The organism is Streptomyces sp. NPDC104831 (genome assembly GCF_055583025.1).
On sequence record NZ_JBVJOT010000070.1, the window covers coordinates 1 to 13,886 of the forward strand.

Genomic DNA, 13,886 nt, shown 5'->3' on the forward strand with positions numbered 1-13,886 from the left:
CCAACCACCCACCCCCCCCCCCGACCCTCAGCCCCTCTCCCCCCCCCCCCCCCCCCCCCCCCCCCCCCCCCCCCCCCCCCCCCCCCCCCCCCCCCCCCCCCCCCCCCCCCGTCCCGTGTCAGCGGCTCACCGGCCGCCGCGGTCTACGCGGCGCCAGACCACGGCCACGCCGAGGAGGGCGGCGCCCGCCGCGCCCGCGAGCACCGCCGGGCGGGGGTGGCGCAGCGCGGCGCGCACGGTCCGGCGCACCGGCCGCGGCAGCCGCAGGTCGTGCTGCGCGGTGTGCCCGGCGTGCACCGCCCGGTCGCGCAGCAGGTGCCTGCCGTGGCCGGCCTGCTCCTGCACCAGGTGACCGGCCCTGGTCATCCGCTCCTGGGCGCCGTGCCCGGCCCGCACGGCCCGGTCCTGCACCAGGTGCCCGGCCCTGGCCGCGCTTTCCTGCACCCGGCCGCCCGCCCTGGCGGCCCGGCCCTGCACGAGGTGGCCCGCCCTGGCCGCCCGGTCCTGGGCGCCGTGTCCCGCCTGGGCGGCGCCGGAGCGCAGTTGCACGGTCATGGCGCCGGCCTTGTCCCTCAGGTCCGCGGCCCGGGTCCGGGCCCGGCCGGCCACGTCGGCGCCGCCCCTCAGCCGGCCGACGGTGCCGCCGAGCCGGCCCCGGGTCTGTTCGATCTGACGGCGCAGCTCGTCGGGGCCCTTGGCGCCCGAGCCGCGCGGGTTCCTGTGCCTCATCGGTGTGCCCTTTCCTGATCGCGTCCGGGCCGTCCGGGTACCCGGAGCGGAGTCCCTCACCCCTGCCCGCCGCCCGCGGCCCCGGACTCGCAACACGGCGGTCACGGCGCCGAGTTGGGCACACCGGCCCCGGCTCCGGCCGTCGGCCCGCCCCCGGCCGGCACAGTGGGGCCACGCCGAACCTCTCAGCATTGCTAATCAATATCTCGTAGGAGAATTAAGTAGCGCTTCACTTAGGTGCCGCCGACACTACTCCCATGACGAGCTTCCGCGAGCCACCGCCCTTCGGCCGTACCCTCTGCGCGATGATCACGCCGTTCACCGGGGCGGGCGCGCTCGACCCGGACGGCGCCGGCCGGCTGGCGGCACACCTGGTGGCGGAGGGCTGCGACGGCCTGGTCCTGAACGGCACCACGGGCGAGTCGCCCACCACCACCGACGAGGAGAAGGCCCGGCTGGTCGCGGCCGTGCGGGAGGCGGTCGGCGACCGGGTGGCGCTGGTCGCGGGCGTCGGCTCGGCCGACACCCGGCACACGGTGGAGCTGGCCCTGGCCGCGGCCAAGGCGGGCGCGGACGGCGTCCTGGTGGTGACGCCGTACTACAGCCGGCCCCCGCAGGAGGCCGTGGCCGCGCACTTCCGCGCGGTCGCCGACGCGAGCGAGCTGCCGGTGATGCTGTACGACATCCCGGGCCGCACCGGCACCCGGATCGAACCGGAGACGCTGATCCGGCTCGCCGAGCACCCCCGGATCGTCGCCGTCAAGGACTGCTCCCACGACTTCCTCGGCACCCAGAAGGTGCTGGCCGAGACCGGGTTGGCGTACTACGCGGGCTGCGACGAACACGTGCTGGCGCTGTACGCGGTCGGCGCGGCGGGCTGTGTCAGCACGGTCGCGAACGCCGTACCGGCGCACATCGCCGCGATCCCGGCCGCGTTCGACGCCGGCGACACCGCGCGGGCGCGGCGGCTCCAGCTCGCCGTCACGCCGCTGACCGAGGCGATGATGGGCGCGGGCCTGCCCGGCACGGTCACCGCGAAGGCGCTGCTGGGCCGCCTCGGACTGCCCGCCGGCCCGGTCCGCGCCCCGCTGCTGCCCGCCGGCCGGGAGACGGCCGACGGGCTGCTGGCCCGGTACGAGGCACTGCGGGCGGGGTGACCACCGCTCGGCGCACACCGGGATCCGTGCCGGCATGCCGCGGCGCCCTCCACCGTGCGGTGGAGGGCGCCGCGTGTGTGACGTGGGGTCAGTTGTGGCTGTGCAGGATGTCGTTGAGGCCGCCCCAGACCGCGTTGTTCGGGCGGGCCTCGACGGCGCCGGTGACCGAGTTGCGGCGGAAGAGGATGTTGGAGGCGCCGTTCAGCTCGCGGGCCTTGACGATCTGGCCGTCGGGCATGGTGACCCGGGTGCCGGCGGTGATGTAGAGGCCGGCCTCGACCACGCACTCGTCGCCGAGGGCGATGCCGATGCCCGCCTCGGCGCCGATCAGGCAGCGCTCGCCGATGGAGATGACCACGTTGCCGCCGCCGGACAGGGTGCCCATGGTGGAGGCGCCGCCGCCGATGTCCGAACCGTCGCCGACCACGACGCCCGCGGAGATCCGGCCCTCGACCATGGAGGTGCCGAGCGTGCCGGCGTTGAAGTTGACGAAGCCCTCGTGCATGACCGTGGTGCCCGCGGCGAGGTGGGCGCCGAGGCGGACCCGGTCGGCGTCGGCGATGCGCACGCCCTTGGGGACGACGTAGTCCGTCATGCGCGGGAACTTGTCGATCGAGGTCACCTGGAGGTGCAGGCCCTCGGCGCGGGCGTTCAGGCGCACCTTCTCGATGTCGTCCACGGCGACCGGGCCCAGCGAGGTCCAGGCGACGTTGGCGAGGAAGCCGAACTGGCCCTCCAGGCTGAGGCCGTGCGGCTTCACGAGCCGGTGGCTGAGCAGGTGCAGCCGCAGGTAGACGTCGTGCGCGTCGACCGGCTTGTCGTCCAGCGAGGCGATGACCGTGCGGACCGCGACGACCTCGACGCCCCGGCGGGCGTCCGGGCCGGTCGCCGCGGTCGCGCCGCCGCCCAGCAGCTCCGCCGCCCGCTCGGCGGTCAGCCGCTCGGTGCCGGCCGGTCCCGGCTCCTCGACCAGCTCGGGGGCCGGGAACCAGGTGTCGAGAACGGTGCCGTCGGAGGCGATCGTGGCGAGGCCGGCGGCGACGGCGCCGGGGGTACGGGTTGCAGACTCGGTCATGGGGGAAAACCTAACGTGGGCGAGGTGGTCAGGGCGAACCGCGTCTCACGTGCCGGGCGCGGTTCAGGGGATCAGCCGAGCCAGCAGGGTCCGCGCGCACTCCTCGTCGTACGCACCGCCCGTCAGCAGCACCTGAAGGCACAGGCCGTCCATCAGCGCGAGCAGGGCCCGGGCCGTCGCCGGGTCGGTGCGCCGGGCCAGCGGCGCCGCCGCCCGCTCGGTCCACTCGGCGGCGACGGGGCGCAGCGCGGGGCGGCGCAGCGCGGCCAGGTACAGCTCGTACTCCAGCTCCACGCCGGTGCGCCCGCCGCCCAGCCACGCCCCGAGGGCCCGGGCCAGCTCCGCGGCGAGGCCGTCCGGGCCGCCGTGTTCGGGCACCAGCTCGGCCAGCACCCCGGAGAAACCCTCGCCGGCCTGCCGCAACGCGGCCACCAGCAGCTCCTCCAGGGTGGCGAAGTGGTACGTGGTGGAGCCGAGCGGCACACCCGCCTCCGCGGCGACGCTGCGGTGGCTCAGCCCGGCGATGCCGTCCCGCCCGGCCACCCGGACCGCCGCGTCGATGATCCGCTGCCGGCGCCCGGGATCGTGCCGGCGCGGCATCAGTGCGCCGCCCCGCCCAGGTTCAGCACCACCACGCCCCCGATGATCAGCAGGATCCCGCCGACCTTGGCCGGCGTCAGCCCCTCCCCGAACAGCAGCAGCCCGAGGAGGGCGATGGCCGCGGTGCCGACCCCGGACCAGATGGCGTAGGCGGTGCCGATCTGCACGGTCTTCAGCGTCTGCGCGAGCAGCGCGAACGACACGACATACCCCAGCGCGGTCACGACCGAGGGCCACAGCCGGCTGAACCCCTCGCTGTACTTCATCGCCGTGGTGGCGGTGACCTCGGCGGCGATGGCACCCGCGAGCAGCAGATATCCCATGTGTACGAGCGTACACAACGACCGTGCGCGGCCGTGGCCGACGGGACATTGGGCATCATGAGGGCTCGGTCGCACACACGGCAGGTGAGGATCATGGGAGAAGAGGCCAGGTATCCGGAGTTCGGTGCCGCGGTGAAGAGCCTCATCACCGATTCGGGTCTCACGCTCGACCGCATCGCCGCGGAGTCCCTCAAGGCCCGCCGTACGCGGCTCACCCGCACGACTCTCAGCAGCTGGCAGCAAGGCCACAGCCGTCCACGGGACTGGGCGGCGCTGGCCACCCTCCTGAGCCTGGTCAGGGAGCACTCCTCGCTGCCTGCCGACCGCTTCAGGGAGGGTGTCTGGCGCGCCCTGTACCGGAAGGCGACCGCCGGCGGCGCGCCGCCGGCGGCATCGACCACCACGCCGAAGCACTCCTTGGCGGGAGAGGCCGACCCCGTCCTCCTGGGCGTCCGGCAGACCCGCGAGTCGGCCGGGCACGACCCCCTGCCGCCCTATGTGCCACGGGACGCCGACGCCGCAATCGACAGGGCGCTGGCGGCGGCGGCCCGGACCGGCGGCCTGGTGCTGATCCGCGGCGACTCCGCCAGCGGGAAGACCCGCGCCGCCTTCGAGGCCGTGATCCGCGTCCTGCCGGACCGCCGTCTCCTCCAGCCCCGGCGGCACAGCTCCTTCGGCCCGTGCGTGGACGCCGCCCGTGCCCTGGCGCGGCGGGGCGAGCGCTGCGTGGTCTGGCTGGACGATCTCGAGCACTATCTGGGCCCCGCCCAGCTCGACGAGGTCGCGCTGCGTCAGCTGGTGCTCTGCGGGGCCGTGCTCATCGCCACCATGCGGCTCTCGGAACACCATCGGCGCGCGCCCCGGGCGACGGGGACGGCCAAGGGCGACGACGCCTACGCCAGGATCGACCTCAGCGACCCCGTCCTGAAGGCGGCCCACGCCATCGATCTGCACCGCAAGTGGAGTGACGGCGAGCTGGCCCGCGCCGGAGAGGAGACGGATCCGCGACTGCGCGAGGCACTCGCCCATCACCGGCGCTACGGCGTCGCCGAATACCTTTCCGCCGGGCCCCATCTGTGGGACCGCTGGCGCAACGCCCGTTACCCGGGCGGCAACACGCGCGGACACGCGCTGGTGAGGGCCGCGATCGACCTGGCCCGCGCGGGCCTCGGCCCCGTGCCCGTCGACCTCATCGCCTCGCTGCACACCGCTTACCTCGCGGACGAGGAGAGCGCGATGCTCATGCCCGAGCCCTTGGACGAGGCCGTGGCATGGGCCACGCGGGACCCCCTCGGGGTGAGCCGGCTCCTGATGCCCGCCGGGAAGGAGCTGTGGCGCCCGTTCGAGTACCTCGTCGACATGCTGGCGCAGCTCCCCGATCCGCCCCCGGTACCGGACTCCGTCCGCGAGGCCGCCGTGCGCCACGCGAGCTCGGTCCACGAGCGCTACAGCGTGGGGGTCTCCTGCTACGAGGCCGGGCGCGAGGACCTCGCCTTCCGCGCCTTCCTCCCGTCCGCGCAAGCGGGGCACGTCGACTCCATGCTGTACGTCGGCTCGATCCTGCTGGACCAGGGCAAGGAAGCGGCGGCGGAGATCTGGTGGCGTCACCTGGCCAGGGCCGGCCACACCCACGGCATGCTCAACCTCGGCGTGCGCCACTCCAGGAAGGGACGGCACAAGAAGGCGGAGAAGTGGTGGCGGCGGGCCTTGGAGGGCGGCCTGCCGGACGCCGCGGCGAAACTCGCCCAGGTGCACGAGGACCGTGGCGAGCGGGAGGAGGCGGAGCGGCTCTGGAACCTCGCGCTCGAAGCGGAGGTCCCGGACGCCTTCTTCCACTTCGGCCTGCTGGCCGGCCGGCGGGAGGACCACGCCGAAGCGGAACGGCTCTACCTCGAAGGTGCGAGGCGCGGGCACCGGGAGTCGACCACCAACCTGGCCAAGCTCTACTACTTCGTGCAGAACCGGCCGGAAGAGGCGGAGAAGCTCTACCTCATCGCCGCCGACGCCGGGGACAGCGTGGCGATGCGCGCACTGGGGCTCATCACCGAATGGCGCGGGCGGATGTATCCCGCGAACGAGCCCGCGGAGGAACGCGAGCAGAGGTTCGCGGCCACGCTGGGCCGCCTGTTCGAGGACGCCGAGCGGGAAGGCAGGTGGGACACCGCGGCGAAGAGCGCCAGGGCCTGGTACGAGCGGGCCTTCGCCCACGGTGACCTGCTCTCCCTGCGCCTTTTGGGGAATCTGTACCACCGCCGCGGCAAGTACGGGAAGGCCCACAAGTGCTACCGCCGGGCCGCCGAGTCGGGCGACCCGGCTTCGGTCGCCTATTTCAACCGGCCGGGACTGGCGTACACCGAGCCGCTCGACGTCCCTTCCCCCGACGGGGAGGAGGACGGGCCGTGGGTGCCGAGTCCGCGTACCCTGCGCGTGCTCGAGGCAGCGCTGCGCATCGAGGCCGACATGTCCGCCGAGGGGCTGCGGAGGCTGGGGGAACAGCCGGTCACAGCCGACCGGTGGACCGGGGGCTGCTTCGACGAACTGCCCGCACAGACCTGGAACCAGGGGCTGGAGTGGCGCCGCCTGATGATCCGCGCCTTCGACGACCTCGCCGACGACATCAAGGCCGGCGGTGTCCCCCGTCCTCGCTGCACCGGGGAGGAAATGGCACTGCACCTGGCCCTGGAGCATGCCGCCGCGATCACCGACGACGCCCCGGACCTCGCCGAGGAGTTCACGGAGGGCCTGCCCGAACAGCCGGACGACTACGACTGGTTCGCCTGCAAGGACCTCCTGTTCGAGGACCACGACGTCCTGATGCTCTACGAGCCCTGGATGGAGGGGATCGAGAATCCCGACAACGCGGTGAACCAGCACTTCGGCATGGTGCACCTGCGGCCGGACGACTGGTTCAAGCCCTTCCGGCCGGACGACGGACGCGACCCGGCCCGTCCGTCCCGGTACTGATCCGGACCGCCCCGGAATTCCCGAGCGCCCCGCTTGACCTGCGCGAACCGGCTGCCGGAGAGTTCGGACGCTGGCCGGAGACCGCCGCGTGGGAGTTCGATCGTCCCGTCCTTCCACCCTGTCGAAAGGCCGGCTGTGTCCCTGCCCGAGTTGCTCGTTGTCGTGATCGTCCCGTTGGTCTTCACCGTCGTCCTGCTGGTGGCCTTCCTCGCCGCGCTGCGGGGGCTGCGGGGGGACCAGCGCATCACCGCCTTCCGGGTCTTCGTCCGGGCACTGCGGCGGTGACAGCGCGAAGGCTCCCTGGAGCGTCTCCAGGGAGCCTTCGCGCGAGGAGGGTGCGCGGTCAGACGTTGAAGCCCAGCGCGCGGAGCTGTTCGCGGCCGTCGTCGGTGATCTTGTCGGGACCCCACGGCGGCATCCAGACCCAGTTGATGCGCAGCTCGTTGACCAGGCCGTCGGTGGCGGACTTCGCCTGGTCCTCGATCACGTCCGTCAGCGGGCAGGCCGCGGAGGTGAGGGTCATGTCGACGGTCGCGATGTTGGAGTCGTCGACGTGGATGCCGTAGATCAGGCCGAGGTTGACGACGTCGATGCCCAGCTCGGGGTCGACCACGTCCATCAGGGCCTCGCGGAGTTCCTCCTCCGATGCCGGCTTCATCTCAGCGGTGTCGGTCATGCCGTCTTCCTTTCGGCGTCGGCGCCGCCCAGCGCCTGGGCCGTCGCGTCCTTCCACGCCATCCAGCTCAGGAGGGCGCACTTGACCCGCGCGGGGTACTTGGAGACCCCGGCGAACGCGACCGCGTCCTCCAGGACCTCCTCCATCGCGTCGTCGGGCTCGATCCTGCCCTTGGACTGCATCAGCTCCAGGAAGGTCTCCTGGATCCGCTGTGCATCGGCCAGGTCCTTGCCGACCAGCAGGTCGTTGAGGACCGACGCGCTGGCCTGGCTGATGGAGCAGCCCTGGCCCTCGTACGACACGTCCTCGATCTTCGTGCCGTCGTACTTCACGCGCAGGGTGATCTCGTCGCCGCACGTCGGGTTCACGTGGTGCACCTCGGCGTCGCCGTCCCTCAGACCACGCCCGTGCGGGTTCTTGTAGTGGTCCAGGATGACGTCCTGGTACATCGAGTCCAGCTTCACCTTGTCAGCACGCCTCTCAGCCGAAGAAGTTCCGTACGTGCTCCAGGCCGTCGACCAGAGCGTCGATCTCGGCCGGCGAGGAGTACAGATAGAACGACGCTCGGGTGGTCGCCGGAATTCCGTAGCGGAGGCAGACCGGACGGGCACAGTGGTGGCCGACCCGGACCGCGATGCCCTGCTCGTCCAGCACCTGGCCCACGTCGTGCGGATGGATGTCGCCGAGCGTGAAGGAGATCGCCGCGCCCCGGTCCTCGGCCGTCGTCGGGCCGATGATCCTCAGGTCCGGGACCTCCGCCAGGCGCCGCACCGCGTACTCGGTCAGCGCGTGCTCGTGGGCGAGGATCTTGTCCATGCCGATCGAGTTCAGGTAGTCGATCGCCGCGCCGAGCCCGACCGCCTGGGCGATCGGGGGCGTGCCCGCCTCGAACTTGTGCGGGGCCGGGGCGTAGGTGGAGGAGTGCATCGAGACGGTCTCGATCATCTCGCCGCCGCCGAGGAACGGGGGCAGGTCCTCCAGCAGCTCCTGGCGGCCCCACAGCACGCCGATGCCGGTCGGGGCGCACATCTTGTGGCCGGTGAAGGCCACGAAGTCGGCCTGGAGCGCCTGCACGTCCAGCGGCATGTGCGGGGCGGCCTGGGAGGCGTCGATGCACACCAGCGCGCCGACCTCCTGGGCGCGCCGGATGATCGTCTCGACCGGGTTGACCGTGCCCAGGATGTTCGACACCAGCACGAAGGAGACGATCTTCGTCTTCTCCGTGATGATCTCGTCGATGTTCGACAGGTCCAGCCGGCCGTCGTCCGTGAGGCCGAACCACTTCAGCTTCGCGCCGGTGCGCTGCGCCAGCAGCTGCCACGGCACGATGTTGGAGTGGTGCTCCATCTCCGTGATGACGATCTCGGTGTCGGCGTCCACCCGGTAGGGCTCGTCGGCCCAGCCGAGCATGTTCGCCACGAGGTTGAGCGACTCGGAGGCGTTCTTGGTGAAGATCACCTCGTCGCGGCTCGGCGCGTTCACGAACGCCGCGACCTTGTCGCGCGCGCCCTCGTACAGCGCCGTGGCCTCCTCGGCGAGCACATGCACACCGCGGTGGACGTTGGCGTTGTAGCGCTCGTAGTACTCGCTCAGGGCGTCCAGCACCTGGCGCGGCTTCTGACTGGTCGCCGCGTTGTCCAGGTACACGAGCTTCCTGCCGTCGTGGACGACTCGGTCCAGAACGGGGAAGTCCTTGCGGATCGCCTCGGTGTCGAGGAGGCCCGGCAGCTGTGTCACGCGGATGCGCCACCCTTCACGTATGCCTCGTAGCCCTCGTTCTCCAGCTTGTCCGCGAGCTCGGCGCCGCCGGACTCGACGATGCGGCCGCCGGCGAACACGTGGACGTGGTCGGGCTTGATGTAGCGCAGGATGCGCGTGTAGTGCGTGATCAGCAGGGTGCCGACCTCGCCGGTCTCGCGGACGCGGTTGACGCCCTCGGAGACGATGCGGAGCGCGTCGACGTCCAGGCCGGAGTCCGTCTCGTCCAGGATCGCGACCTTCGGCCGGAGCAGCTCCAGCTGGAGGATCTCGTGGCGCTTCTTCTCACCGCCGGAGAAGCCCTCGTTGACGTTGCGCTCGGCGAAGGACGGGTCCATGTTGAGGCGCTGCATGGCCTCCTTGACCTCCTTCACCCAGGTGCGCAGCTTCGGGGCCTCGCCGCGGATGGCGGTGGCGGAGGTGCGCAGGAAGTTGGAGACGGAGACGCCGGGGACCTCGACCGGGTACTGCATCGCCAGGAACAGGCCGGCGCGGGCGCGCTCGTCGACGGACATCTCCAGGACGTCCTCGCCGTCGAGGGTGACGGTGCCGCCGGTGATCGTGTACTTCGGGTGACCCGCGAGGGAGTAGGCGAGGGTCGACTTGCCGGAGCCGTTGGGGCCCATGATGGCGTGCGTCTCGCCCTGCTTCACGGTGAGGTCGACGCCCTTGAGGATCTCCTTCGTGGCGTTGTCGGCCTCGACGGTGACGTGCAGGTCTCGGATTTCAAGCGTTGCCATGGGTGCCTCAGGACTCCTGGGTGAGGGAGACGAGAACGTCGTCCCCTTCGATCTTTACGGGGTAAACGGGGACGGGGCGCGTCGCCGGAAGACTGTCGGGCTTGCCGGACCGCAGGTCGAAGCGCGAGCCGTGCAGCCAGCACTCGAGGTGGCAGTCGTCGACCTCGCCCTCCGACAGCGAGACGTTCGCGTGCGAGCAGATGTCGTGGATCGCGAACACCTCGCCCTCGGTGCGCACGACCGAGACCGGCGTGCCGTCGATCTCCACCCGCTTCGGGGTGTCCTCCGCCAGCTCGCCCAGCCCGCAGACGCGTACGAAGGTCGTCATGCGACCGAAGCCTCCAGCTCTTCCTCGATCTTGGCGAGCAGACGCTCCTCGATGTCGGCGACGCCGATCTGCTGGACCAGCTCGGCGAAGAAGCCGCGGACCACCAGACGGCGGGCCTCGTGCTCCGGGATGCCGCGGGCCATCAGGTAGAAGAGCTGCTCGTCGTCGAAGCGGCCGGTGGCGGAGGCGTGGCCCGCGCCGACGATCTCGCCGGTCTCGATCTCCAGGTTCGGCACCGAGTCGACGCGCGCGCCGTCCGTGAGGACCAGGTTGCGGTTCATCTCGTAGGTGTCCGTGCCCTCGGCCGCGGCCTCGATGAGCACGTCGCCGATCCAGACCGCGTGCGCGGCGTCGCCCTGGAGCGCGCCCTTGTAGACGACGTTCGACTTGCAGTGCGGGGTGTTGTGCGTGACCAGCAGGCGGTGCTCGTGGTGCTGGCCGGCGTCGGTGAAGTACAGGCCGAACAGCTCGGCCTCGCCGCCGGGACCGGCGTACTCCACACGCGGGTGGATGCGCACCAGGTCGCCGCCGAAGGTGACGAGGACGTGCTTGAAGCTCGCGTCCCGGCCCACCAGCGCGCTCTGCTGGGCGACGTGCACGGCGGTGTGGTCCCAGTCCACGATGGTGACCACGGTCAGCTTGGCACCGTCGCCGAGGACGTACTCCACGTTCGCGGCGCGGACGGTGTCGCCGGTGTGGTCGATGACGACCGTGGCCTCGGCGAAGGCGCCGAGCTCGAACACGGTGTGCCCGTAGGTCACGCCGCCCTCGCCGTGCAGGGTGAGGCGCACCGGCTCGGTCAGCACGGTCTCCTTCGGCACGGTGACGATCGTGGCCTGCTCGAAGGAGGAGTACGCCTGGGCCGCGACCCGGTCCACCGGCTTGCCGGCCCTGCCGAGCCGGGCGTCGTCGCGGCCGACGGTCTCCAGGGTGACGCCGTCGGGGGCGGAGAAGTCGGTCTTGACCGAGCCGCCGGCGGCCGCGGTGCCGTCGTGCAGCCCGCGCAGCCGCTCCAGCGGGGTGAACCGCCACTCCTCCTCACGGCCGTGCGGGACCGGGAAGTCCGCCACGTCGAAGGACGGGGGCGCGCTCATGCGCGAGACGACGGTCGACTCCGCGGCGACCGCGATCGAACCGGCGGTGGTGGAACCCACGAGTGGGGGTCCCCCCGCGCGAGCGGAGCCGAGCGTGGGGGAGTTCTGGGCCTCAGCCATGGCTGTCGTAGTGCTCTCTTTCCTGAGTAAGACGTCTGCTGGCGATGGGGGCGGTCAGCCGACCGCGCCCTCCATCTGCAGCTCGATCAGCCGGTTGAGCTCCAGCGCGTACTCCATGGGCAGTTCCTTGGCGATCGGCTCGACGAAGCCGCGCACGATCATCGCCATCGCCTCGTCCTCGGACAGACCGCGGCTCATCAGGTAGAAGAGCTGGTCCTCGGAGACCTTGGAGACGGTGGCCTCGTGGCCCATGGACACGTCGTCCTCGCGGACGTCGACATAGGGGTAGGTGTCCGACCGGGAGATGGTGTCGACCAGCAGCGCGTCGCACAGCACGTTGGACTTGGAGCCGGCGGCGCCCTCGCCGATCTCGATCAGCCCGCGGTAGGAGGTGCGGCCACCGCCGCGCGCCACGGACTTGGAGACGATGTTGGACGACGTGTTCGGCGCCATGTGGACCATCTTGGCGCCCGCGTCCTGGTGCTGGCCCTCGCCCGCGAAGGCGATGGACAGGGTCTCGCCCTTGGCGTGCTCGCCCATCAGGTAGACGGCCGGGTACTTCATCGTCACCTTGGAGCCGATGTTGCCGTCGACCCACTCCATCGTCGCGCCCTCGTAGGCGACGGCGCGCTTGGTGACCAGGTTGTACACGTTGTTCGACCAGTTCTGGATGGTCGTGTAACGGCAGCGGGCGTTCTTCTTGACGATGATCTCGACGACCGCGGAGTGCAGCGAGTCCGACTTGTAGATCGGCGCCGTGCAGCCCTCGACGTAGTGCACGTAGGCACCCTCGTCGACGATGATCAGGGTCCGCTCGAACTGGCCCATGTTCTCCGTGTTGATGCGGAAGTAGGCCTGGAGCGGGATCTCCACGTGCACGCCCTTCGGCACGTAGATGAAGGAGCCGCCGGACCACACGGCGGTGTTCAGCGCGGCGAACTTGTTGTCGCCGGCCGGGATGACCGTGCCGAAGTACTCCTTGAAGAGCTCGGGGTGCTCCTTCAGCGCGGTGTCGGTGTCGAGGAAGATGACGCCCTGCTCCTCCAGGTCCTCGCGGATCTGGTGGTAGACGACCTCCGACTCGTACTGGGCGGCGACACCGGCGACGAGGCGCTGCTTCTCGGCCTCCGGGATGCCCAGCTTGTCGTAGGTGTTCTTGATGTCCTCGGGCAGGTCCTCCCAGGACTCCGCCTGCTTCTCCGTGGAGCGCACGAAGTACTTGATGTTGTCGAAGTCGATGCCCGAGAGGTCGGAGCCCCAGTTCGGCATCGGCTTCTTGCCGAAGAGCTTCAGGCCCTTCAGGCGCAGCTTGGTCATCCACTCCGGCTCCGACTTCTTGTCGGAGATGTCGCGGACGACCTCCTCGCTCAGGCCGCGCCTGGCGGAGGCACCGGCCACGTCCGAGTCGGCCCAGCCGTATTCGTACTTGCCCAGGCCCTCGAGCTCAGGGTGGGCAGTCTCCGTGGGGAGAGTCATGCGGGGTTCCTCCCGGCCGTGCTTGCAGGTGCGTCAGTGGAAATCTTGGGGATGAACGTCGTGCAGACGCCGTCGCCGTGCGCGATGGTCGCCAGTCGCTGGACGTGCGTGCCCAGCAGCTCCGCGAAGATCTCCGTCTCCGCCTCGCACAGCTGCGGGAACTTCTCCGCGACATGGGCGACCGGGCAGTGGTGCTGGCAGAGCTGCTCGCCTACCGGTGCGCTGCGCGCCGTAGCAGCGTACCCGTCCGCGCTCAGGGCCCTGGCCAGCGCTTCGGCGCGTTTGTCCGGGGTCGCGGCCTCGATCGCCTCGCGGTACGCGCTCGCCTGGGCGGCGACCCGGGCGCGGGCGAAGGCGGCGACCGCCTCGGCGCCGCCCTCCCGCTCGGCGATCCAGCGGAGCGCGTCCGCGGCGAGCTTGTCGTACGACTGGTCGAAGGCGTCCCGGCCGCAGTCGGTGAGCGCGAAGACCTTGGCGGGGCGGCCGCGCGTGCGCGTGCCGTACACCCGCTGTTCGCGGGCCTCCACGACCTCGTCGGCGACCAGCGCGTCCAGATGACGCCGGACGGCCGCCTGGGTCAGTCCCAGCCGGCCGGCGAGTTCGGCGACGGTCGACGGCCCGTGGTCCAGGATGGACCGCGCGACCCGGTTGCGCGTCGAACGCTCACCGGTCGCTAGCTCCTCCTGAGGAACCCCCATGGGGGTCTCCCGAGCCTCGCCGACGTTTTTCACAACGCCATTGTTGCGTAATTCCGCGGAGCCTGACAAGCGACGTCCGGATCATCGCGCGGTGCCCTGCGTCACTTAGGCATACCTAATCTGACCTGCGCAAACGATCTTCCGCCGA

At 71.3% G+C, this 13,886-nt stretch carries 15 protein-coding genes; 3 read left to right on the top strand and 12 right to left on the bottom strand.

Going from position 1 to position 13,886, the window contains the following annotated elements:
• Positions 1 to 126: 126 nt before the first annotated feature.
• A complete protein-coding gene (locus ACZ63H_RS33410; RefSeq protein WP_469871579.1) occupies positions 127 to 729 on the bottom strand; it encodes a DUF3618 domain-containing protein in 603 nt (200 codons plus the stop codon).
• A 257-nt stretch (positions 730 to 986) separates the two neighbouring features.
• On the opposite strand from ACZ63H_RS33410, the gene dapA reads away from it, so the two are divergent.
• Complete coding sequence (gene dapA / locus ACZ63H_RS33415; protein ID WP_469871581.1) at positions 987 to 1,886, top strand: 4-hydroxy-tetrahydrodipicolinate synthase; 900 nt, start codon at positions 987 to 989, stop codon at positions 1,884 to 1,886.
• 88 nt (positions 1,887 to 1,974) lie between these two features.
• On the opposite strand, the gene dapD is transcribed toward dapA, so the two are convergent.
• From dapD to ACZ63H_RS33430, 3 genes are all read right to left on the bottom strand, one after another.
• Complete coding sequence (dapD, locus tag ACZ63H_RS33420) at positions 1,975 to 2,961, bottom strand: 2,3,4,5-tetrahydropyridine-2,6-dicarboxylate N-succinyltransferase (protein ID WP_469871583.1); 987 nt, start codon at positions 2,959 to 2,961, stop codon at positions 1,975 to 1,977.
• 63 nt (positions 2,962 to 3,024) lie between these two features.
• Positions 3,025 to 3,561 (bottom strand): TetR/AcrR family transcriptional regulator, encoded by a 537-nt coding sequence (locus ACZ63H_RS33425; protein WP_469871585.1) that lies wholly within the window; start codon positions 3,559 to 3,561, stop codon positions 3,025 to 3,027.
• Positions 3,561 to 3,884 carry a DMT family transporter gene (locus tag ACZ63H_RS33430; RefSeq protein ID WP_469871587.1) on the bottom strand — a complete coding sequence of 108 codons (324 nt, stop codon included), beginning with the start codon at positions 3,882 to 3,884 and terminating at the stop codon, positions 3,561 to 3,563. Before ACZ63H_RS33430 ends, ACZ63H_RS33425 begins: the two co-directional genes overlap by 1 nt.
• Positions 3,885 to 3,977: 93 nt before the next feature.
• Between ACZ63H_RS33430 and ACZ63H_RS33435 the strand changes: the two genes are divergently transcribed.
• Together ACZ63H_RS33435 and ACZ63H_RS33440 are read left to right on the top strand one after the other, a co-directional pair.
• Positions 3,978 to 6,848 carry an SEL1-like repeat protein gene (locus tag ACZ63H_RS33435; protein ID WP_469871589.1) on the top strand — a complete coding sequence of 957 codons (2,871 nt, stop codon included), beginning with the start codon at positions 3,978 to 3,980 and terminating at the stop codon, positions 6,846 to 6,848.
• Positions 6,849 to 7,010: 162 nt separating this feature from the next.
• Entirely contained in the window at positions 7,011 to 7,133 is a 123-nt protein-coding gene (locus ACZ63H_RS33440) for a hypothetical protein (RefSeq protein WP_469871591.1), read from the top strand.
• A 58-nt stretch (positions 7,134 to 7,191) separates the two neighbouring features.
• Here the strand turns inward: ACZ63H_RS33440 and ACZ63H_RS33445 are convergent, their stop codons facing one another.
• The 8 genes from ACZ63H_RS33445 to ACZ63H_RS33480 are packed head-to-tail and all read right to left on the bottom strand — an operon-like array spanning position 7,192 to position 13,771.
• Positions 7,192 to 7,524 carry a metal-sulfur cluster assembly factor gene (locus tag ACZ63H_RS33445; RefSeq protein ID WP_344345182.1) on the bottom strand — a complete coding sequence of 111 codons (333 nt, stop codon included), beginning with the start codon at positions 7,522 to 7,524 and terminating at the stop codon, positions 7,192 to 7,194.
• Complete coding sequence (gene sufU, locus ACZ63H_RS33450) at positions 7,521 to 7,988, bottom strand: Fe-S cluster assembly sulfur transfer protein SufU (RefSeq protein ID WP_469871593.1); 468 nt, start codon at positions 7,986 to 7,988, stop codon at positions 7,521 to 7,523. Before sufU ends, ACZ63H_RS33445 begins: the two co-directional genes overlap by 4 nt.
• A gap of 16 nt (positions 7,989 to 8,004) precedes the next feature.
• Positions 8,005 to 9,261, bottom strand: a complete 1,257-nt coding sequence (locus tag ACZ63H_RS33455; protein ID WP_469871595.1) for a cysteine desulfurase — start codon at positions 9,259 to 9,261, stop codon at positions 8,005 to 8,007.
• Positions 9,258 to 10,022, bottom strand: a complete 765-nt coding sequence (gene sufC, locus ACZ63H_RS33460; protein WP_469871597.1) for a Fe-S cluster assembly ATPase SufC — start codon at positions 10,020 to 10,022, stop codon at positions 9,258 to 9,260. Before sufC ends, ACZ63H_RS33455 begins: the two co-directional genes overlap by 4 nt.
• Positions 10,023 to 10,029: 7 nt before the next feature.
• Positions 10,030 to 10,350: a non-heme iron oxygenase ferredoxin subunit gene (locus ACZ63H_RS33465; RefSeq protein WP_467934465.1), complete on the bottom strand. Its 321-nt coding sequence runs from the start codon at positions 10,348 to 10,350 to the stop codon at positions 10,030 to 10,032.
• A complete protein-coding gene (gene sufD, locus ACZ63H_RS33470; protein ID WP_469871599.1) occupies positions 10,347 to 11,564 on the bottom strand; it encodes a Fe-S cluster assembly protein SufD in 1,218 nt (405 codons plus the stop codon). Before sufD ends, ACZ63H_RS33465 begins: the two co-directional genes overlap by 4 nt.
• A gap of 54 nt (positions 11,565 to 11,618) precedes the next feature.
• Positions 11,619 to 13,040, bottom strand: coding sequence for a Fe-S cluster assembly protein SufB (gene sufB, locus ACZ63H_RS33475; protein WP_467934467.1), 1,422 nt, complete (start codon positions 13,038 to 13,040; stop codon positions 11,619 to 11,621).
• A complete protein-coding gene (locus ACZ63H_RS33480) occupies positions 13,037 to 13,771 on the bottom strand; it encodes a helix-turn-helix transcriptional regulator (protein WP_469871601.1) in 735 nt (244 codons plus the stop codon). Before ACZ63H_RS33480 ends, sufB begins: the two co-directional genes overlap by 4 nt.
• Between the last annotated feature and the right edge of the window lie 115 nt (positions 13,772 to 13,886).